Raw genomic sequence first — 21,438 nt, 5'->3', positions numbered from 1 at the left:
GGCACCAAATCTTATCTATTTGCCGCCATGGGACCGATGCCAAAGGATGGACGAACAGGCAACGCCTCGTTGCGGACCGGCTTGCCCTTGCCGGACCAGCCGATTGCGGACAGCCACTCCAGATAAAAGGCGAGCGCGAACTGCATGGCGATGCCGGCGGCGAGCAGCAGACTGTCATAGGCAATGCCGCCCGGGTTGATCAGCTTCATCACCTGCGCCGCCATGGCAATCACCGTGCCGGCAATGAAAACCGGCAGCGAGCGTTTGCCCAATATGGCGAGCGGATTGTCGCGGCCGGTGCGGAACAGGTTCGAGACGAAAGGCAAGGCGACGACCAGATAGCTCATCGCCAGGATGTGCAGCAGCCGCGGCAACGACAGGAACGTCTTGTCGAAACCGGTCAGCACCACCGGCAGGTCGAGCCATGACACATGCCCCCACAGCGGGCTATGCACCCAGACGAGCGCCGTCAGCACATAGGCGGCCGCCGCGCCGACCAGCCACCGATTGACCGGGATGGTGCCGCCGCGCCGCACATGCAACACGCTGGCCATGCCGATATTGAACAGCAATTGCCATGACAGCGGATTGAGGAACCAGAACCCGGGCTCCGGGTAGTTCGGCGGCGCGATCTGGTAGATTCCGGCAACCAGCCAAAGGGCTGCGGACACGGCAAGCGCGGCCAGTGGCCTGTAGCTGATGAACAGCAGGAAGGCCGGCGCCATCAACAGCAGCACCGCATAGACCGGCAGTATGTTGTTGTAACCGAGCTGATGGCCGAGCGTGACGATACCGACCAGGACTTGCGGCGGGTTCCTGACGAGCGGCTCGATGTTGATCAGCGTCAGAAGGTCCGGCCGTTTCGCAAACACCGCCGCTGCGCAGAAGATGGCCATGACCACCATCGTCGTGACGATGTGGGTGACATAGAGCACGCCGGCGCGGCGCCACATCTTCAGCGTTGCGACCAGCCGGTTTCCCGGCTGGAATTTGGTGCCGTAGGCAAGAGCGACGGACATGCCGGAGATCAGCACGAAGGCCTCGGCCGCATCCGAAAACCCGAAATTCTTGTAGGTCAGGGTTTCGAAAACTGTGCCCGGCACGTGGTCGATGAATATGGTCAGGAGGGCGAGTGCCCGGAACACGTCAATACGCGTATCGCGTTCCGGCGAAACTGGCATGGTCATCGATAAAAGGCCTTAAAGCTGGTTGTTCATGCGCGGTATGCAACCACCTGGGCGACCACCCGGCGCACACTGCTTCGAATCCCTCCCGCGGGGATTATATCGGCAAAGAAACGGACTGAAATGCGCCCGGTTCAATCAACTTTCGCGGAGCTTGAAAATATTCCGTTTTGAAGCCGGCAAATGAATGAAAACATCGTGAAAACAAAAGGATGCAACTATGTCCGAAAAACCTCCGGAAGATGACTTTTTGCGGCGCGACCTGCCATTTTTTTACCGCGTTTACAGGCCCGCAGCACCAACCGGAGAGTGCCTCTTTCTGCTGCATGGATCGGGTGTCGACGAGACGACTCTGGTGCCGCTGGGGCGCCAAGTCTCGCCGCACGCTACCTTGGTGGCGGTGCGTGGCCGCATCGCCCAGGAAGACGGTTTCCGGTGGTTCAGGCGGATTTCGCCGATACGATTCGAGCAGGACAGCATCCGCAAAGAGGCGGACGCTTTCGCTGACTTCATCCCCAAGGCCGCGAAACGCCACGACCTCGATCTCGTCCGAGCCTCCTTTATCGGCTACTCCAACGGCGCCAACCTGGTTTCAAGCGTGATGCTGCTTCATCCGCGGCTCATCGTCCAAGCGGCTTTGCTGCGCCCGATGCCGGTTCTGGACGAGGTGCCGCCGGCGGATCTCAGCAACGCACGGGTGGTAATCTTATCCGGCGCCGACGACCTGACTTACCGGCCCTTCGCACTCGCGCTGGTCGGACTGCTCAGCCGGCATGGCGCCAAAGTCGAGGCCCACACCGTCGCCTCCGGCCATGAAATCGGCAATCCGGACGCCGCGATAGTCAGGCAATGGCTGGCGGATCCTGCAGCCGCCGTTGCAACGTCAGATCGATGAGCCGAGAAGCTACCCTCGCCCCATGCGGTTCCAGGCGTCTAGCCCGGCGATCTTGTAGGCTTCGGCCAGCGTCGGATAATTGAAGGTGTTGTTGACGAAGAAGTCGACGGTGCCGCCGAGATTGATCACCGCCTGGCCAATGTGGATGAGCTCGGTCGCGCCCTCGCCGACAATATGGGCGCCGAGCAGACGGCGTGTTTCGATCGAGAACAGAAGCTTCAGAAAGCCGGTGTTGACGCCCATGATGTGGCCGCGCGATGTCTCGCGAAACCGCGCCACGCCGACCTCGTAGGCGGCACCACTCTCGCGCACCTGCTCCTCGGATTGGCCGACGGTGGAGATTTCCGGCACGGCGTAGATGCCGTAGGGAAAGGTTTCGGGCGGCGGCGGCAAGGGCACGCCGAAGGCATGGCAGGCGGCCACCCTGCCCTGCTCCATCGAAGTCGAGGCCAGGCTCGGAAAACCAATGACGTCGCCGGCGGCATAGATGTTGGGCGCGCTTGTCTGGAACGTCTGCGGATCGACCTTGATGCGGCCCCTGGGATCGGCCTCAATGCCGACCGCTTCCAAGCCCAGGCTGCCGACATTGCCGGTACGCCCTGCAGCATAAAGCACCATCTCGGAACGTATGGTGCGGCCGTCGGTCAGCTTCACCTCAGCATAGTCGGGTTTCGAGGCGATCTCCTTGACGGCACTGCCCAATCGGATGGTCATGCCGCGGTCGCGCATCTGATGGATGAAGTCGTCGACGATCTCGCGGTCGACGAAATCCAACATGGTATTGCGCGGCTCGACCAGCGTCACCGGCACGTCGAGCGCCGAAAAGATCGTTGCATATTCGACGCCGATGACGCCGGCGCCGATCACCGTCAGCGTGCGTGGCAGGCGGTCGAGCTCCAGCATCTCGTCGCTGTCGAAGATCCGTGTCTTGTCGAACGGCACGTCGCGCGGCCGGTGCGGCCGGGTGCCGACCGCGATCAGCGCATGGGCGAAGCCAACCTCGCTGTAGTCGCCGGTGTCGGTGGTCAGGCTGACTTTGTTGGGGCCGAGGAATTTTGCCGCGGCACGTGCGCTCTTGACCGTGTTGCGCATGAACTGGTGCTGCAGTACCTCGACCTCATGGTCGAGCGTCTTATGCAGGCGCTCGACCAGATCGCCGACCGAAATGTCCTGCTTGACCCGGTAGCCGCGACCGTAAAAGCCGCGCTCGCGCCAGCCTGAGAGGTTGAGCACCGTCTCGCGCAACGTCTTCGACGGGATGGTGCCGGTATGCACCGACACGCCGCCGAGGCGCCGGCCTCTGTCGACCACCAGCACCGACTTGCCGAGCTTGGCCGACTGCACCGCGGCGCGGCGCCCGGATGGGCCGCTGCCGATGACCAGCATGTCATAGTCCATGTCGCCCCGTCCCCTCGGCTTGGCGCTTTTTGTTGCGCCGCAGCAAGCTAACGCTATCCGCGCCACAAATTCAACAAGTCACAGACGGCGCCAAGTGCTCCGTCACCATCTACATGGTGGACGGCTCGATCTTGATTCCGCCGCGAACCTTCACCATTTCATCAACAAGCGGCCCCGTGCATTAACCCGGGTTCGATTACGAGGAAATGACATGAACGCTCGCGTTCTCGACGGCGAAATCATCACCAACAGGCTCGAAGATATCAGCGCCTATGAGGGCGTGCGCACGCGGCGCATTCTCGCCTTCGTCATCGATTATTTCATCGTGGCGCTGCTCACCATTCCATTCGCGATCCTGGTGTTCCTGTTCGGGCTGTTGACGCTCGGCCTTGGCTGGATGCTGTTTTCCATTCTCGTGCCGGCCGTCGCCATCCTCTACATCTGGAACACGCTCGGCAGTAAAGACCAGGCCACCACCGGCATGAAGATAATGGGCATCCGGCTCGACCGACTCGACGGCGGCCCCATCGACGGGCTGACCGCCGTCGTGCATTCGGTGCTGTTTTGGGCCGGCAATGTCATCCTTTCGCCGCTAGTCCTGCTGGTGAGCCTGTTTTCCGATCGCAAGCGCACGCTGCACGACCTGCTGCTCGGCACCGTCGTCAGCCGCAGCGGCCGCTGAGCGCGGGCGCAGCCTTTGCGCACAAATGTGAAGACGTCCAATCAACCAGGCTTTCACAATCCTGTTGAATTTTTCGGCGTCCGCGCCAAAGGTAGAGCGATTCGCAGGAGTGTTTCCAAGGCTCGATGACGCAGCACCCGACCCAGTCGCCGCAGTTCTTTCTGACCGCGCCCTCGCCATGTCCCTATCTCGAGGGCCAGTTCGAGCGCAAGGTGTTCACACACCTGGTCGGCGACAAGGCCCCGGAGATGAACGATCTGTTGACGCAGGGTGGATTCAGGCGGTCGCAGAACATCGCTTACAGGCCGGCTTGCGAGACCTGCCGCGCCTGTGTGTCGGTGCGCATCCTGGCGCAGGAATTCACCGCCAGCCGAAACATGAAACGCGTCATACAGCATAATTCGGATCTGGTCGGCGCCATGCACGACGCCGAGCCCTCCACCGAGCAATATTCGCTGTTCCGCAGCTATCTCGACGCCCGCCACCGCCGTGGCGGCATGTCCGACATGACCGTGCTCGACTACGCCATGATGGTCGAGGATACCCATGTCGACACCAAGGTCATCGAATACCGTCGCCGCGGACCCGACAGCTTCATCACCGGCAAGGGCCAGGGCGAGCTGATCGCCGTAGCGCTCACCGACAAGATGGCCGATGGCCTGTCGATGGTCTATTCCTACTTCAACCCGGACTTCGAGGACCGCTCGCTCGGCACCTTCATGATCCTCGACCACATCGCCCGCGCCAGGGCGATGGGCCTGCCCCATGTCTACCTGGGTTACTGGGTCAACGGCTCGCGCAAGATGAATTATAAGATGCGCTTCCAGCCGCAGGAGCATCTCGGCCCGAAAGGTTGGGAACGCTACAATCACGAAGCGGTTTCGCGCTGATCTTCGCTTTCGGTATTCACTCTTAATTGTTTCGAGGAGGATGCCGCTGGGCTTCCGGCCGATCGGCTGGAAAACCGGCCGGGTCAATTTTGCGCCTCCAAGCCTACGCGAGAATTGCCGCATGTCTTCCCACAACGACCACCAGAGAGGCCTTCTGATCACCGCCATCGGCGGGCTGACGCTGACGGTCGACATTCCGCTGATCCGGCTCGCCGATGGCGAGGCATGGACGATCCTGCTGTTGCGCACCGGTACGACCTTGGTCGCCACGCTCATCATCTGGGCCGTCTGGCGCTCGCTGAGCGCAAAGCCGCCGCAGCTTATCCCGGGCTGGTCAGGGCTCATCGTTGCCGCCCTCTACGGGCTCGGCTCGATCGCCTTCATCACCGGCGTCTACAACACCTCGACCGCCAACCTCGTTTTCATCCTGGCCTTCACAACCATGTTCGCGGCCCTTTTGTCATGGCTGTTCCTGAAGGAGAGGCCACGGCCCCTGACGCTTGCAGCGCTGGCACTGATGATCGTCGGCGTGACGATCATTGTCGGCGATTCCGTTGGAACCGGACATCTCTTCGGCGACCTGATGGCGCTATGCTCGGCTTTCATGATCGCAGCGGCCATTACTATCTCGCGCGCAAGCGGCAAGGATATGGGTTTCACGGCGCTGATCGGAGTGGTCCTGCCGCTGGCCGTCGCCGCCCTGATGGTTTCCAAGGTGGGTTTTCACGTCAACGCGCCATGGTGGATCGTTTTCAACGGTGCCGTCATCATGCCGATCTCGTTCTTCTGCCTCGCCAACGGCCCGAAATACATCTCCGGGCCGGAGGTGGCGATGTTCTACCTGCTTGAAACCGTGCTGGCACCGGTCTGGGTGTGGATGATCTTCGCCGAAGCGCCGTCGCGCAACAGCCTGATCGGCGGCGCGATCCTAATCATGACTTTGATCGGCCATTCGCTCTGGCAGTTGCACGAGGGGCGCAAACGCCGCGCCACGTTCGCCGTCAGTCACCCGGCCTGATTCTTTTTCGCGGCGGCGCGCTCGGCGACAATTTCGATCTGCGGCGGCGCGTCATCGTGCTCCGCCGGTTCGGCGGCAGCGAGTTCATCGGTCAGTTCCACTTCGCGCAGCCATTCGCGCCAGATTGCGACCAGCAGGGCCATCAGCACCGGGCCTATGAACAGGCCGAGAAAACCCATCGTCTTGACGCCGCCGATCAGGCCGAAAAAGGTTGGCAGGAACGGCAGCTTTATCGGCCCGCCGACCAGCTTCGGGCGCAATGTCTTGTCGACGATGAAGAGTTCGACCGCGCCCCAGATGAACAGCGCCAGCCCCGCCATCGGCGAGCCGCTGGCAGCGAGATAGATCGAGACCAGCGTGAAGGACAGGGGCGCGCCGCCGGGGATCAGCGCCATGATGCCGGTCAGCGCGCCGAGCGTCACCGGCGACGGCACGCCGGCCAACCAGTAAGCGATGCCCAGCACCAGCCCTTCGCCGATGGCGATAACAGTCATGCCGGTCACCGTCGAGGAGATCGTCGCCGGCACCACGCGTGAGATCCGTTCCCATCTGGCCGGCAGGATGCGTTCGCCGAGGCGATCGACCTGTCCGGCGAAATGCTCGCCGTCGCGATAGGCGAAGAACAGCGCGATCATCATGAACAGCAGCGTCAGCAAAAGGCCGAAGGCGCTGCCGCCCGCGGCAAGCACGCCGCGGTAGATGCTGCCGATATTGGCGCCGCTGATCAGCTGGATCAGTTCGCCGATACCGCCAGGGTGGCCAACGTTGACCGTCCATTGTTCATTGAGCCATTCGCCCACCACGGGCATGGTGGCGATCCAGTGCGGCGTCGGCGCACCGTAGCGGTTGGTCTCGATCGACCAGTTGACCCATTCGCGCACCTCATTGATGGCGTAGGTGCCGGCAAGCGCGATCGGCACCACCAGGAAGGTCAGGATGAACAAGATCGCAAGCGTCGCCGCGATGGTGCGGTTGCCGCCGACGCCGGCGAGCAGCCGTCGATAGAGCGGCCAGCTGGCGAAGGCGATCACCAGGGCGGCAAGGACCGGAAACAGGAAGCCGTGGAAGAAGTAAACGCCAGCGGCAACGATCAGCACCAGGAGCCAGCGCGCCGCCGACAGCGGCGGAATGACAGCGGCCCTGAGCGGCGTCGACAGGCCAAACAGGCGCTGCTGCCGCTCCGGCTTCTGGATCCTGACTTCCTTCAAGCGCCCAATTCTCCCTGGCCCATAGCGTCGCTTATGCACTGATATAGTGCAGCAATCGTGACGACATTCCAAATGTTTGGGTGGCGCCTCTTCCTTCTCCCCCTGTGGGAGAAGGTGGATTGGCGCGCAGCGCCGAGACGGTTGAGGGGTGTTCCAGCGAAGTGAGGCGTCGGTGTTTTCTGGAACACCCCTCATCCGACCTCGCTTCGCGAGGCCATCTTCTCCCACAAGGGGAGAAGGAAGAAGCGCGCCTACCCAAATTTCCCCGTGCGCGGGAACCCCTTCGGCACCATGCGGCCGGCCGAGGCGCGGGCGCCGACCCATTCGGCAAGCTCGTCACGCGATTTGATGAAGGTGCGGTCTGCCGAATCCTGCCAGGACAGGCCGCTTGCGAGCGTGAAGGTCTTGAGGTCGAGGACGCCGCCATCCTTGTATTTCTGCAGGCGCACGCCCTTGCCGCGCCCCATCTCCGGGATCTCGGCCAGCGGGAACACCAGCATCTTGCGGTTCTCGCCGACAATGGCGAGATGGTCGCCCGCGACGCTCACGCAGCGCTGGGCTTCGTCTGGCGCCTTGACGTTCATCACCTGCTTGCCCTTGCGGGTGTTGGCGACGACTTCTTCTTCCGGCACGATGAAACCGTTGCCGTCATGCGACACCAGCAGCAGCTTGCGCTTGGGATCATGGACGAAGGCGGTGACGATATCCTGGTCGTTGTCCATGTCGACGATGATGCGGATCGGCTCACCATGGCCGCGCCCGCCGGGCAGCCGGTCGGCGCCGATCGTGTAGAACTTGCCGCCGGTGGTGAAGACCAGCACCTTGTCGGTGGTCTGGGCGTGGAAGGCGAGCTTGAGGCTGTCGCCTTCCTTGAAGGTCAGGGCCGAATGGTCGGTCAGATGACCTTTCATGGCCCTCAGCCAGCCCTTTTCCGAAACGACCACAGTGACCGGCTCGCGCTCGATCATGGCGTGGGCGATATCGGTCAGGTCATGCTCGGGTGCGTCGGCGAACTCGGTGCGGCGCTTGCCGATGTCGGTCTCGGGCCCGTATTTCTGGCGAACATTGGCGACTTCCCACTTGATCGTCGCCCACTGCTTGGCGTCGGACGCAAGCAGTGCCTCGATCTGCTTCTTCTCGCCGGTCAGGCCATTGAATTCCTCGCGGATTTCGAATTCCTCGAGCTTGCGCAGCGCCCTCAGCCGCATGTTGAGGATGGCTTCAGCCTGGGTGTCGGTGAGTGACCAGCGAGCCATCATCACCTGCTTGGGCTCGTCCTCCTCGCGGATGATCCTGATCACCTCGTCGATGTTGAGGTAGGCAATCAAATAGCCGGCGAGGATCTCCAGCCGCCGCTCGATCTCGCCGAGGCGGTGCTTGGAGCGGCGGATCAAGACGTCGCGGCGGTGCTCCAGCCATTCCTTGAGCACACCTTTCAGCGACAGCACGTTCGGCACCTTGCCGCGCGACAACACGTTCATATTGAGCGGAAAGCGGCTTTCGAACTCGGTCAGCTTGAACAGCGATTCCATCATGATGCCGGGATCGACCGAGCGGCTCTTCGGTACCAGCACGACGCGGATGTCCTCGGCGCTCTCGTCGCGGATATCCTCGAGCGGCGGCAGCTTGCGTGCCATCAAGAGCTCGGCGATCTTCTCGATCAGCCTAGCCTTCTGGACGCCATAGGGGATTTCGGTGACGACAATGTTCCAGGTGCCCCTGCCCTGATCCTCCTGGCTCCATTTCGCCCTGACGCGAAAGCCGCCGCGACCCGTTTCGTAGGCTTCGAGGATCGAGGCTCGGCTGTCGACGATGATGCCGCCGGTCGGGAAATCCGGCCCCTGGACGAAGTCCATCAGCTTGGTGACGGGCGCATCCGGATGATCGATCAGGTGAAGCGCGGCGTCGCAAAGCTCGGCCGCATTGTGTGGCGGGATCGAGGTCGCCATGCCAACGGCAATGCCGGACGAGCCGTTGGCGAGCAGGTTCGGGAAGGCGCCGGGCAGCACCGCCGGCTCCTCGTCTTCCTCGTTGTAGGTCGGGCGGAAATCGACCGCGTCCTCGGTGATGCCTTCCAAAAGCAGCGTCGACACTTCGGTCATGCGCGCTTCGGTGTAGCGCATGGCGGCGGCGTTATCGCCGTCGATATTGCCAAAATTACCCTGCCCGTCGACCAGCGGGTAGCGCATCGAAAAATCCTGCGCCAACCGCACCAACGCGTCGTAGATCGACTGGTCGCCATGCGGATGGAATTTGCCCATCACCTCGCCGACGATGCGGGCGCATTTGGCAAAACCCTGGTCGGGGTTGAGCCGCAACAAGCGCATGGCATGCATGATGCGACGATGCACCGGCTTCAATCCGTCGCGCACGTCCGGCAGCGCCCGGTGCATGATGGTCGACAGCGCGTAGGCGAGATAGCGCTCTTCCAGCGCCTTCTTCAGATCGACCGGCTCGATATTGTCGCCGCCGCCACTCTCGGGCGGCAAAAGCCTTTTTCCCATGGGGTGGCACTAGCCGAGCGGGTGATTCGCGGCAAGAGGCACCGGTATGCCTCCTCCTAAACCACGTCGCGTTCGACCGGCCTCATGCGACGCTTTAGGTCCTTGTTTTGATGCATGTCGTCATCGCAATACCGCTGCACACTTTGCGCGACATCCATTATGCAACGGGAATTGGGAGCGTCGCGACGCCGGCCAACATCAACCCGTTACATCCTGCTTCTATCGCAAGCCTGATGGATCGGGTTTGCCTTTAGCCGCGATTTTCGATCATTGTGCCGAGGCCCGCCTTTTTCCGGTCCAGTTCGTCGCCGAATGGTGACGACGCGACGATTTGAAAAGAATTTCAGGACACTCTCAGGGGAGCTCTCGATGACGATCAGGCACTCGACACTTATTAAAAGACTGGCTTTTTCGACCTTTTTGCTGACGCTGCCGCTGAATGCGGCATTCGCGCAGGATACCGCGGTCGCCGACCGGCTGAAGGCTGCCCTCGCCGCCCAGGGTGTCGACCTCTCCTGGACCGGAGTAACCGGCGACACCTCCAGCATGGTTCTGCAAGGCGTGGCGGTCAAACCGGCGGCCGAAAAGGAGGCGCTCAAGATCGGCGACGTCAAGCTCGAAGGGGTGACCGAAGCCAATGGTGGCTATCAAATCGCGACCGTGTCGACGTCGCCGTTCGAACATAGCGAGGATGGCGTCACGCTCAATCTCAGCCCCTTCGTCATCCACGACATGACGGTTCCGGCCGAAGGCGCAAGCGGCCCGCTGGGCTCGCTGATGATTTACAAATCGGCCGAGCTCGACAACATGACCGTCAAGGTGGCCGACAAGACCGCTTTCTCGATGGACGGGCTTGCCATCGCAATCACGCCGCCGGCCGACGGCAAGGCCTTGGCGTTTTCCGGCACCACGGAAAAATTCACTGCCGACCTGACACTGGTCGAAGATCCGAAGTCCAAGGAAGTCATCAACGCGCTCGGCTACCAGAACATATCGGGCAATCTTGAGATGGAAGGCACCTGGCAGCCTACCGACGGCAGGATGGACTTGTCGAAATACGAAATATCGGTCGACAATGCCGGCACGCTCGGCATGACCTTCGATCTCGGCGGCTACACGCTGGACGTCATCAAATCACTGCAGGAGATGCAGAAGAAGATGGCGGCGCAGCCCGAAGGCGCCGACAATTCGGCGCAAGGCATGGCCATGCTCGGGCTGCTGCAGCAGCTTTCGTTCAACAGCGCCTCGATCCGCTTCGATGATGATTCGCTGACCAAAAAGGTGCTCGATTATGCCGGCAAGCAGCAAGGCATGTCCGGCAAGGACATTGCCAACCAGGCCAAGGCGATCGTGCCCTTCGGCATGGCGCAGCTCAACAATCCGGAACTGACGGCGCAGGTTTCGGCCGCGGTCAACAAATTCCTCGACGATCCGCAAAGCATCGAGGTCTCGGCCGAGCCGCCGGCGGCGGTGCCGTTCGCGCTGATCATGGCGGGCGCCATGTCCAACCCGCTCGACCTGCCGAAAACGCTCGGCGTGACGGTTACGGCAAACGAAGACTGACCGAGATCCAAAGCAAAAAGCCCGGCAGCGATGCCGGGCTTTTTTATGAATCAACAGCATCGGTTCGGAGCGTTTCCTAAACCTCTTTCTTCGTCGCCACGACGCGCAGCGACAATTCGCGAAGCTGCTGCGGGCTGGCCTCCGACGGCGCGTTCATCAACAGGTCGTAGGCCTGCTGGTTCATCGGGAACATGGTCACTTCACGCAGGTTCCTGGCGCCGACGAGAAGCATGACGACGCGGTCGATGCCGGCCGCCATGCCGCCATGCGGCGGCGCGCCATACTGGAAGGCGCGGTAGAGGCCACCGAAGCGCTCCTCGACCGTCTCGCGGTCCAGCCCGACCGTCTCGAACGCCTTGACCATGGTTTCGGGCAGATGGTTGCGGATGCCGCCTGAGGCGATCTCGAAACCATTGCAGACCATGTCGTACTGGAACGCCTTGATTCCGAGCAGATCCTCGCCGTTAAGCGCATCGATGCCACCTTGCGGCATCGAGAACGGATTGTGCGCGAAGTCGATCTTCTTCTCCTCCTCGTTCCATTCGAAGAACGGGAAGTCGACGATCCAGCACAGTTCGAAGCGATCACGGTCGACAAGATTGAGCTCCTCGCCGGCGCGGCTGCGCGCCGCACCCGCGAAGGAGACGAACTTCTTCGGATCGCCGGCGACGAAGAAGGCGGCATCGCCATCGGCAAGGCCGAGTTGCAGGCGGATCGCCTCGGTGCGCTCCTCGCCGATGTTCTTGGCCAGCGGCCCGGCCCCTTCGAGCTTCTCGCCCTCCTTGCGCCAGAAGATGTAGCCGAGGCCGGGCTGGCCCTCGCCCTGCGCCCATGAGTTCATGCGGTCGCAAAAGGCGCGAGACCCGCCGGTCTTGGCCGGAATGGCCCAGACCTCGGCCTTCGGATCGTTGGCAAGGATGTTGGCGAATACCTTGAAGCCGGATTCGCGAAAATGATCCGAGACGGCCTGCATCTCGATCGGGTTGCGCAGGTCCGGCTTGTCGGTGCCGTATTTGCGCATGGCGACATCATAGGCGATGCGCGGAAACTTGTCCGTCACCGGCTTGCCGGCGGCAAAGGTCTCGAACACCCCCCGCATCACCGGCTCCATGGTGGTAAACACATCCTCCTGCTCGACGAAGCTCATCTCCACGTCGAGCTGGTAGAATTCACCCGGCAGACGGTCGGCGCGCGGGTCCTCGTCACGGAAGCACGGCGCAATCTGGAAGTAGCGGTCGAAGCCGGACACCATGATCAGCTGTTTGTACTGCTGCGGTGCCTGCGGCAGCGCATAGAAAGTGCCGGGGTGGATACGCGACGGCACAAGGAAGTCGCGCGCGCCTTCCGGCGATGAGGCGGTCAGGATTGGCGTCGAGAATTCGGTGAAGCCGACCTCGCCCATCAGCTTGCGCATCTCGGCGATGATTTTCGTCCGCGCCACGATGTTCTTGTGCAGCGTGTCGCGGCGCAGGTCGAGGAAGCGGTATTTGAGGCGGATGTCCTCCGGATAGTCCGGCTCGCCGAACACCGGCAGCGGCAATTCCCTGGCCGCCGACAGCACTTCGATCTCGCGCGCGAAAATCTCGATCTCGCCGGTCGGCAAATTGGGGTTCACGGTGTCGGCGAGGCGCGCCTTGACCTCGCCGTCGACGCGGACGACCCATTCGCCACGCAAGGTCTCGGCGATCTTGAAGGCAGGCGAATCCGGATCGGCGACGATCTGGGTCAGACCGTAATGGTCGCGCAAATCGATGAACAGCAGGCCGCCATGGTCGCGCACGCGATGTACCCAACCCGACAGGCGAACGGTCGAGCCGACGTCGGCCTTCCTCAATTGGGCACAGGTATGGCTGCGGTAACGATGCATTGTCATTCTTAAGGTCCGGATGTTGGGTTGCGGCCAAGGCATGATGGCCCAGCCTGAAAATTTGCGCGAAAAGCACATGAGAGGGTGCATTTGTCAAGGCAAGCGGCGGCTGGGTCGAGTTCGCGTTCTTCCCGCGCCTATCCCACCGGCATCAATTTATGCCAGAGGCGTCAATCTGAGTTCGCTGCTCTGTGCCGGCAGTTCAACTATGCACTCATCCCTTCACCCCGCCCGCCGTGAGGCCGGAGACGATCTTGCGCTGGAAGATGAGAACGAGGACGACAAGCGGCACGGTGACGATCACCGATGCGGCCATGATGTTGCCCCACGGGATCTCGAACTGCGAGCTGCCGGAGAGCAGCGCTATCGCCACCGGCACGGTTCGCTGCTCGTTGCTGGAGGTAAACGTCAGGGCGAACAGGAACTCGTTCCAAGCACCGATGAAGGCGAGAAGCCCGGTGGTCGCCAGCGCCGGCCACATCAGCGGCAGGAAGACGCGGCTGATGATGATCCAGGGCGTGGCGCCATCGAGGATCGCCGCTTCCTCCAGTTCGATCGGCAGGTCGCGAACGAAGGCGGTGAGCACCCAGACGGTGAACGGCAAGGTGAAGATCATGTAGGACAAGATCAGCGCGAACGGCGAATTGTAGAGGCCGAAGATGCGGATTAGCTCGAAAAGCCCGGCAAGCACCGCCAATTGCGGAAACATCGAGACGGACAGGATGATGAGGAGCAGTGCCGAACGGCCTCTGAAGCGGATGCGCGCCAGTGCATAGGCGGCGGTGACGCCGAGGAACAGCGAAATGAAGACAACCGCGCTCGAGATGAACAGCGAGTTCACGAGATTGCGCAAGAAGGTCCCCTCGGTGAATACGGTCCGGTAGTTGCTGAAGGTAATCGTCGTCGGCCAATAGTCGACCTGGAAGAGCGCCGTCCCCGATTTCAGGCTGGTGATGATGGCGTAGTAAAACGGGAACACCGCGACGACGATGATAACGGCGACGAGGAGGTAGAAAGCCGTGCGCTTGACGATCCACATGGTCAGTGCTCCCCCATGATCAATAGTCCTTGTCCAGTCTTATCCGGCCGAGCCAAAGGACGAGCATGGTCAGTAGGGCGAGGATAAGGAAGAGCAACGTCGAGGCGGCGGAACCGGAAGCGAATTTGTCGAACTCAAACAGGCTCTCGCGGGCAAACACCGACATCGACTTGGTGTGTATGTTGTTTGGCGTAAGCACGTAGATCAGATCGAAGATGCGCAGGGCATCGAGACCGCGAAAGATCATGGCCACCATCAACGCCGGTCGGATGAGCGGCAAGGTGATCTTCCAGAAAACTCTCCACGCGCCGACGCCGTCGAGCTTGGCGACCTCGTAGATTTCTTGTGGAAGCATCTGGAGGCCGGCGAGAATGAGAAGCGCCATGAACGGGGTCGCTTTCCAGATATCGACAACGAGGACGGCGACCATCGCCGTGTCGGCGCTTGCGGTCCAGGCGATTTTTGTGCTGATCAGGCCGAGCTTGAGCAGGACGTCGTTGATGATGCCGAACTGGTCGTTGAGCATCCACTGCCACATTTTCGCCGAGACGATCGTCGGGATGGCCCAAGGGATTAGAATCGCGGCGCGCACGATGCCGCGGCCGCGAAACCTGGCGTTGAGCACCAGCGCGACGATCATGCCGAGCACCGTCTCGCAGGTCACCGAAATCACCGCGAAGCGCACGGTGTTCCAGACAGCGCGCCACCAGACCGGATCGGCGAGCAGCCCGTCGTAGATGACGCGGCCGCTCGGCATTTGCACGACGGAGAAATAGTTGGCGAAGCCAACCCAGCGGCGGGCTTCGAGGTCGGCGAGCGAGGCATCGGTGAAGCCGAAATAGATCGTGCGCATCAACGGCCAGCCGGCAACGGCGGCGAGCACGATGAGCATCGGGGCAAGCAGCAGCCATGCCGAGCGCGCACGCTGACGCGCCAGCAGCGAGCCTGAGCGCGGCGGGGTCACCAGGCGGTGCCTTTGAGCCTGGTCAAGGAGAACTCCAGATCGGCAAGGTTGTCGGCGGCCGTGCCCTCGCCGGAAATGGTGTTGTGGACGGCGGTCCAGAACTCGCTCGATGCCTCATTGTACCTGCTCTTGGCTTGGGCCGAGGGACGCGGCACCGCGTTGAGGACGACTTCCTTCCAGCGCGGAATCACCGGCTGGGCGCTGGCGATGTCGGCATCGTCATAGAGTGCCTGGATGGTCGGCAGATATGCCCCCTTCAAGGCGCGGTACTTCTGCATCTGAGGCGAGGCGATCCATTTGACCAGCCCGATCGCTGCATCCGGGTTCTTCGAATATTTGGAAACCGCGAGATTCCAGCCGCCAAGCGTTGCTGCCGGGCGGGCGCCCTCGCCCGACCCCGGCGGCAGCGTTGTCACCTCGAACTTGCCTTTGATGGGGGAGCTTTCGCTGTTGCCAAGCGCGTAGGCATAGGGCCAGTTGCGCATGAAGACGGCGTTGCCTGTCTGCCAGACTCCGCGCGACTCTTCTTCCTGATAGGCCAGAACGCCGGGCGGCGAGATGGTTCCCACCCAGCTCCTCGCCATTTCCAGCGCCGCAACTGCTTGCGGATTGTTGATGGAGATCGTGCCATCCGGCTCGATAATCTGGCCGCCGCCGTTCGACTTCACCCATTCGAGTGCATCGCAGGTCAGCCCCTCATAGGCGTTGCCCTGGAAAACGAAGCCCCACATGTCCTTGCTGCCGGCGTCGCGCTCCTTGTCCATGACAAGCTTGGCGGTGTCGGCAAGCTCGGCCCAGCTGGCCGGGACCCTGGCGCCGTATTTGTCGAGGAGATCCTTGCGGTAGTAGAGCGCCGGAGCGTCGGTGAATATCGGCAAGGCGACCAGCTTGCGGTCCACGGTCTGCGATTTGATGATCGATGGGAAATGGGCGCCAACGACATCCTTGGTCGCTTCGGTCAGGTCGATGAACTGCCTTGCAAGCTGGGGGGCCCAGATGATGTCCGTTTGATAGACGTCGACGTTGCTGCTTCCGGCGGCAAGCCAGAGCCGGTATTGGCCAAACTGGTCCGTCGCCGAGGGAGGCAGCGGAACGACGCTAACCTTATTGCCGGTCTTCTTCTCGTATTGATCGAGGATCTCGCGAAGGATTCTCTGGCCGTTGCCGGTATCGCCGGATACCATGACGAGGTCGACAGCCCGCGCCGGCCCGGCCGCCAGAACTGCGGCCATGGCAAATGCCGCAAATGCGGGATGAAATTTCATGACGGCGGACCTCTCTTTGGAGCTTCAGGCCGGGCAACAAAAACGGACGTCGATGCCCGACACCGCCTCCGCACACCGGCAACTCACAAGACGCTTATTCGCCCACCAGCACTGAACTACAAAGATACGCCTTGGTTCCAACACGGAGGGTCCGGCGCCACGCGGCAGCCCCCGGCTGGCCCCAACGCCGCCGGGAATTGTCGCTGGTATTGGCGAAGGCGATGGTTCAAGAAGGGATCAACGACAGGCTTTCCTTCATGTCTTCCATCCGCCCGCTGATCCCGCTCCTGATCGCCGCCGGCATCCTGCTCGGCGGCAACGGCCTGCAGAGCACCTTGATTGCGCTGCGTGGTGCGCAGGAAGGTTTTCCCGCTTCCTCGATCGGCCTGATGGGCACGTTCTATTTCGCCGGCTTCCTGCTCGGCTGCCTTGCCGTGACGCGCATCATGAAGTCGGTCGGCCATGTGCGCGCCTTTTCGGCACTGGCGGCGATCGCCTCGGCGGGGACGCTGCTTCTGGTGCTGGTCATCGATCCGGTGATGTGGTGCGCCGTGCGCTTTGCCGGCGGGTTCTGCTTCGCCGGCCTGTTCACCATCATGGAAGCCTGGCTGAATTCCGGCGTCACCAACACCGACCGGGCGCGGGTGCTTGCCATCTACCGGATGGTCGACATCGGCTCGGTGACGGGCGCCCAGTTCCTGATCCCGATCTTTGGCGCCGGCGGCTTTGCCATCTTCGCCATCATGTCGATCATGATCACCGTTTCGCTGGTGCCGGTTTCGCTCGGCGACCGCTCCAATCCGACGCCGCCGGAAGAGGTCAAGCTCGATTTGGCGCGCGTCTGGCGGATCTCGCCGCTCGGCTGCTTCGGCTGTATCGCCGTCGGCGTCACCAACAGCGCCTTCCGCACCCTGTCGCCGGTCTATGCCGAGCAGATCGGCATGTCGGTCGCCGACGTCGTCACCTTCGTCAGCGTCGGCATTTTCGGCGGCGCCATCATCCAATACCCGCTCGGCTACCTCTCCGACCGCTGGGACCGGCGCTCGGTGCTGCTGATGACGACGTGCTGTGCGATGGTGGCGGCACTGGCCCTGGCATTCGTGGCAGGCGGCAGCCCGTTCCTCAACTTCCTGCTCGTCTTCATCTTCGGCTGCTTCGCCATGCCGCTCTATTCGCTGTCGGCGGCGCATTCCAACGACCGCGCCGACAAGGGCGAGTTCGTGCTGATCAACGCTGCCTTGATGCTGTTTTACTCGTTCGGCGCCATCGGCGGGCCGTTCGCAGCCTCGACGGTGATGCAATTTTTCGGGCCGAGCGCGCTGTTCGTGTTCAGCGCCACCGTCTATGCGATCTTCGTGGCCGTCATCCTTTACCGGATGCAGGCGCGCTCCGCCGTGCCGGCCACCCATCGCAGCCGTTTTACGGCGCTGTTGCGCACTTCGACGGTTTTTGCCCGGTTGGCGAAGCGGAATGGCGATCCCGATGAACCCGCAAAACCTGGATAGAGGTGCTTGCGCTTGACGAAAGCGCGCGCGGCTGAAATTGAAAGAGACCCTATCCCTTGCCAAAAGCGATTTGATGCACGTCATCACCACTCAGAAAGAACTCGAGACCGTTATTGCCGCTTTCGAAAAGGCGGAATTCGTCACCGTCGATACCGAATTCATTCGCGAAACGACCTTCTGGCCGATCCTGTGCCTGATCCAGATGGCAGCGCCCGGGGTGACGGCGCTGATTGATCCGCTGTCGCCCGACATCGACCTGAAACCGTTCTTCAGGCTGATGGCCAACGAGGCGATCGTCAAAGTCTTCCATGCGGCGCGGCAGGACATCGAAATCATTGTGCATCTCGGCGATCTTGTGCCGCATCCGGTGTTCGACACCCAGGTCGCGGCAATGGTCTGCGGCTTCGGCGACAGCGTTTCCTACGACCAGCTGGTGCAGCGCATCACCGGCGCGCGGCTCGACAAGTCCTCGCGCTTCACCGACTGGCGCCACCGTCCGCTGTCAGAAAAGCAGCTCGACTACGCGCTCGCCGACGTCACCCACCTGATCGAGGTCTACAAGCATCTCAGCGCCGAGCTGGTGCGGGAAAACCGCGCCCACTGGCTGAACGAGGAGATGGACGTGCTGACCTCGCGCGAGACCTACGATCCGCATCCCGAGGATGCCTGGAAGCGGCTCAAAATGCGGCTGCGCAAGCCGCAGGAACTGGCGATCGTGCAGGCGGTGGCGGCCTGGCGCGAACGCGAAGCGCGCGAGCGCGACGTGCCACGCGGCCGGGTGCTCAAGGACGATGCGATCTACGAAGTGGCGCAACAGGCGCCGCGCGACGCTGCGGCGCTGAGCAAGCTGCGTACCACGCCGAAGGGCTGGGAACGCTCTTCGACGGCGACGGCATTGCTTGGCGCAGTCAACGCTGCCCTTGCCCTGCCCAGGGAAGAGATGCCGAAGCTGCCGAAGAGCTTCCAGCCGCCGGAGGGGTCGAGCGCCGCGGCGGAGTTGCTGAAGGTGCTGCTGCGGATCGTTGCCGAAAGGGAAGGCGTCGCCTCGAAGGTACTCGCCTCCAGTGACGACATCGACCGCATCGCTGCCGAGGGCGAGGAAGCCGACGTGCCGGCATTGCAAGGCTGGCGGCGTGCCGTTTTCGGCGAGGCCGCGCTCAAGCTGGTGCGCGGCGAACTCGCCATCAGGTTCGACAAGCGCAAGATCGCGGTGTTCGAGGTATAGTCTCGATCAGCGCTGTCTCTGACCGGCAAGATGAAAAGCCGCAATGACGGTCACTGGTATCCCCAGCAGGGCGAATTTGGTGACGATCAGCGCCGAGGCGAAGGATAGCGAATCCGGATTGGCCGACAGAAAATCGGACAAAAGACGAGCCACGGCGATGTTCTGGGCATAGTCGGCAAGCGTGTAGGGCAGCACCAGCACAGCTGCGAATGTCGCCTGCGTTTGCGCAGGCAGTGCATGGAAATTCTTCAGCCGCCGGCCCGTGGCCAGGATCAGGCTGACCATCGTCAGCGACAGCAGCGCCGGAAACAGCAGGTCGAAGGTCAGGTAATGCCAGACGAGGATAATCTCGCTGCCGCGCCGGCCGAGAGCCGTTAGCCAGGCCATGCCCTCATCCGGAGTGAAACCGGCATAGCGCATGTCGAGCGACGGCTGACCGCCGCTCAATCGGCGAAAATAGAGGAACTCCATCGCCGTCATGATGATGAAAACCGCCACTGTGGCGACACAGAGTGCGGCCGCGTGGCGCGACAGCCGCAGGATCATTGCCGCCAGATTGCGCCAAGACGCATGACGGTCAGGCTCCGCCAGGATAATTCGGGCTTTCGCGGGTAATCGTGACGTCATGGGCGTGGCTTTCACGAAGTCCGGCATTGGATATCCGCACAAAAGTGGCGCGCTCGCGGAAATCGGCAAGGTCGCGGCCACCGACATAACCCATAGCGGCTTTCAGGCCGCCTGCAAGCTGGTGCAGCACGCCAGACACAGGTCCTTTGTACGGCACCTGCCCTTCGATGCCTTCCGGGACCAGTTTCAGCGTGTCGCGCACCTCGGCCTGGAAGTAACGATCGGCGGAGCCGCGCGCCATCGCGCCGACCGAACCCATGCCGCGATAGGCTTTGAAGGAGCGGCCCTGATGCAGATAGACCTCGCCGGGGCTCTCGTCGGTGCCGGCCAGCAGCGAGCCAATCATCGCCGCGCTGGCCCCGGCGGCCAGCGCCTTGGCGAGATCGCCCGAATATTTGATGCCGCCATCGGCAATAACCGAAACGCCCGATTTCTGCGCCGTCTCGACTGCCGACATGATTGCCGAGAGCTGCGGCACGCCGACGCCGGCGACGATGCGGGTGGTGCAGATGGAGCCTGGTCCGATGCCGACCTTGACCGCGTCGGCGCCGGCATCGATCAGCGCCAAGGTGCCTTCCGCGGTGGCGACGTTGCCGGCCAGGATGCGAACCGAGTTGGACAGCTTCTTGGCCCGCGTCACGGCATCCAGAACGCGCTGCGAATGACCGTGCGCGGTGTCGATCACCAGAAGGTCGACGCCGGCGTCGATGAGGCGCTCGGCCCGCTCGAAACCGTCATCGCCGACACTGGTGGCGGCGGCGGCGCGCAAGCGTCCCTGCGCATCCTTGGTGGCGTGCGGGTTGAGCTGCGACTTCTCGATGTCCTTGACCGTGATCAGCCCGACGCAATTGCCGTCCCGATCGACCACAACCAGCTTCTCGATGCGGTGCTGATGGAGCAGCCGCTTGGCCTCGTCCTGATCGACGTTCTCCTTGACCGTGATCAGGTTCTCGCGGGTCATCAGCTCATAGACCTTTTGCGCCGGATCGGACGCGAAGCGGACGTCGCGGTTGGTCAGGATGCCGACGAGCCGGCCGACCGTGTGGCCGCCGGTGCCGCCGTTCTCGACCACCGGAATGCCCGAGATGCTGTAGGTGCGCATCAGGCCCAGCGCATCGGCTAGCGTCGCCTCCGGACCGATGGTGACCGGGTTGACCACCATGCCGGACTCGAACTTCTTCACCTGCCGTACCTGCTCGGCCTGTTCGGCCGGCGAGAAATTGCGGTGGATGACACCGATGCCGCCGGCCTGGGCCATGGCGATGGCGAGCCGCGCCTCGGTAACCGTGTCCATGGCGGCCGACAGGATCGGCACGTTGAGGTCGATGTCGCCGGCGATGCGGGTGCGGATGTCGGTCTCTCCGGGCATGACCTCGGAATGACCCGGCTGCAGCAGCACGTCGTCAAAGGTCAGCGCCAATGCGCCGGTGGACGTCTCGATGATTTTTGCCATGGCCAGCCCTCGGAATGCAGGAAAGGCGCTCGCCCTGATGGACAGCGCCGACTCGTCTTCTTCCCTTTCAGGATTGGCGCTGGCTCGTAACACGTCCCGTCGCCGTTGAAAAGCCGATGGTTGTGTAGTGGCAAAGCTGCATTTGCCGCAG

The 21,438-nt window shown here is 62.4% G+C and carries 17 protein-coding genes; 7 read left to right on the top strand and 10 right to left on the bottom strand.

What is annotated here, in order from left to right:
- Positions 1-11: 11 nt before the first annotated feature.
- Positions 12-1,187 (bottom strand): OpgC family protein, encoded by a 1,176-nt coding sequence (locus tag NKJ72_RS11500; protein WP_352477141.1) that lies wholly within the window; start codon positions 1,185-1,187, stop codon positions 12-14.
- A 217-nt stretch (positions 1,188-1,404) separates the two neighbouring features.
- Here NKJ72_RS11500 and NKJ72_RS11495 point away from each other — a divergent pair, with 217 nt between their 5' ends.
- Positions 1,405-2,079: an alpha/beta hydrolase gene (locus NKJ72_RS11495; protein ID WP_352477140.1), complete on the top strand. Its 675-nt coding sequence runs from the start codon at positions 1,405-1,407 to the stop codon at positions 2,077-2,079.
- Positions 2,080-2,088: 9 nt separating this feature from the next.
- Here NKJ72_RS11495 and sthA read toward each other — a convergent pair whose 3' ends face one another.
- Positions 2,089-3,477 (bottom strand): Si-specific NAD(P)(+) transhydrogenase, encoded by a 1,389-nt coding sequence (gene sthA, locus NKJ72_RS11490; protein WP_352477139.1) that lies wholly within the window; start codon positions 3,475-3,477, stop codon positions 2,089-2,091.
- Between the two features lie 211 nt (positions 3,478-3,688).
- Between sthA and NKJ72_RS11485 the strand changes: the two genes are divergently transcribed.
- From NKJ72_RS11485 to NKJ72_RS11475, 3 genes are all read left to right on the top strand, one after another.
- Positions 3,689-4,159: an RDD family protein gene (locus tag NKJ72_RS11485; protein ID WP_254817529.1), complete on the top strand. Its 471-nt coding sequence runs from the start codon at positions 3,689-3,691 to the stop codon at positions 4,157-4,159.
- A gap of 125 nt (positions 4,160-4,284) precedes the next feature.
- Positions 4,285-5,049, top strand: coding sequence for an arginyltransferase (locus NKJ72_RS11480; protein ID WP_023717252.1), 765 nt, complete (start codon positions 4,285-4,287; stop codon positions 5,047-5,049).
- A gap of 121 nt (positions 5,050-5,170) precedes the next feature.
- Positions 5,171-6,067 (top strand): DMT family transporter, encoded by an 897-nt coding sequence (locus NKJ72_RS11475; protein WP_352477138.1) that lies wholly within the window; start codon positions 5,171-5,173, stop codon positions 6,065-6,067.
- Here the strand turns inward: NKJ72_RS11475 and NKJ72_RS11470 are convergent.
- Entirely contained in the window at positions 6,055-7,275 is a 1,221-nt protein-coding gene (locus tag NKJ72_RS11470) for an AI-2E family transporter (protein ID WP_254817528.1), read from the bottom strand. The genes NKJ72_RS11475 and NKJ72_RS11470 overlap by 13 nt on opposite strands.
- Positions 7,276-7,526: 251 nt before the next feature.
- Positions 7,527-9,779 carry a DNA topoisomerase IV subunit A gene (gene parC, locus NKJ72_RS11465; protein WP_352477137.1) on the bottom strand — a complete coding sequence of 751 codons (2,253 nt, stop codon included), beginning with the start codon at positions 9,777-9,779 and terminating at the stop codon, positions 7,527-7,529.
- A gap of 369 nt (positions 9,780-10,148) precedes the next feature.
- Here parC and NKJ72_RS11460 point away from each other — a divergent pair, with 369 nt between their 5' ends.
- Complete coding sequence (locus NKJ72_RS11460; protein ID WP_352477136.1) at positions 10,149-11,342, top strand: aq_1923 C-terminal domain; 1,194 nt, start codon at positions 10,149-10,151, stop codon at positions 11,340-11,342.
- A 76-nt stretch (positions 11,343-11,418) separates the two neighbouring features.
- Here the strand turns inward: NKJ72_RS11460 and aspS are convergent, their stop codons facing one another.
- The 4 genes from aspS to NKJ72_RS11440 form a co-directional block, all read right to left on the bottom strand.
- The gene (gene aspS / locus NKJ72_RS11455; RefSeq protein ID WP_352477502.1) at positions 11,419-13,209 is read right to left on the bottom strand and encodes an aspartate--tRNA ligase; all 1,791 of its coding nucleotides are present in this window, start codon (positions 13,207-13,209) and stop codon (positions 11,419-11,421) included.
- A 214-nt stretch (positions 13,210-13,423) separates the two neighbouring features.
- On the bottom strand, positions 13,424-14,248 hold the full coding sequence (locus NKJ72_RS11450; protein WP_352477134.1) for a carbohydrate ABC transporter permease: 825 nt from the start codon (positions 14,246-14,248) through the stop codon (positions 13,424-13,426).
- Between the two features lie 19 nt (positions 14,249-14,267).
- A complete protein-coding gene (locus tag NKJ72_RS11445; RefSeq protein WP_254817726.1) occupies positions 14,268-15,140 on the bottom strand; it encodes a carbohydrate ABC transporter permease in 873 nt (290 codons plus the stop codon).
- Positions 15,141-15,208: 68 nt separating this feature from the next.
- Positions 15,209-16,477 carry an ABC transporter substrate-binding protein gene (locus NKJ72_RS11440; protein WP_352477132.1) on the bottom strand — a complete coding sequence of 423 codons (1,269 nt, stop codon included), beginning with the start codon at positions 16,475-16,477 and terminating at the stop codon, positions 15,209-15,211.
- A 257-nt stretch (positions 16,478-16,734) separates the two neighbouring features.
- Here NKJ72_RS11440 and NKJ72_RS11435 point away from each other — a divergent pair, with 257 nt between their 5' ends.
- Together NKJ72_RS11435 and rnd are read left to right on the top strand one after the other, a co-directional pair.
- On the top strand, positions 16,735-17,982 hold the full coding sequence (locus NKJ72_RS11435) for an MFS transporter (RefSeq protein ID WP_352477131.1): 1,248 nt from the start codon (positions 16,735-16,737) through the stop codon (positions 17,980-17,982).
- Positions 17,983-18,055: 73 nt separating this feature from the next.
- Positions 18,056-19,207, top strand: coding sequence for a ribonuclease D (rnd, locus tag NKJ72_RS11430; RefSeq protein ID WP_352477130.1), 1,152 nt, complete (start codon positions 18,056-18,058; stop codon positions 19,205-19,207).
- A gap of 6 nt (positions 19,208-19,213) precedes the next feature.
- Here the strand turns inward: rnd and NKJ72_RS11425 are convergent, their stop codons facing one another.
- Both NKJ72_RS11425 and guaB read right to left on the bottom strand, forming a co-directional pair.
- Positions 19,214-19,753: a hypothetical protein gene (locus NKJ72_RS11425; RefSeq protein ID WP_352477129.1), complete on the bottom strand. Its 540-nt coding sequence runs from the start codon at positions 19,751-19,753 to the stop codon at positions 19,214-19,216.
- Between the two features lie 31 nt (positions 19,754-19,784).
- A complete protein-coding gene (guaB, locus tag NKJ72_RS11420) occupies positions 19,785-21,287 on the bottom strand; it encodes an IMP dehydrogenase (RefSeq protein ID WP_352458563.1) in 1,503 nt (500 codons plus the stop codon).
- Positions 21,288-21,438 lie beyond the last annotated feature (151 nt).

It is taken from the genome of Mesorhizobium sp. M0045 (assembly GCF_040323385.1).
Lineage (GTDB): Bacteria > Pseudomonadota > Alphaproteobacteria > Rhizobiales > Rhizobiaceae > Mesorhizobium.
Note: the sequence above shows the minus strand (reverse complement) of the source record. Positions and strands in the feature narration are given on the sequence as shown.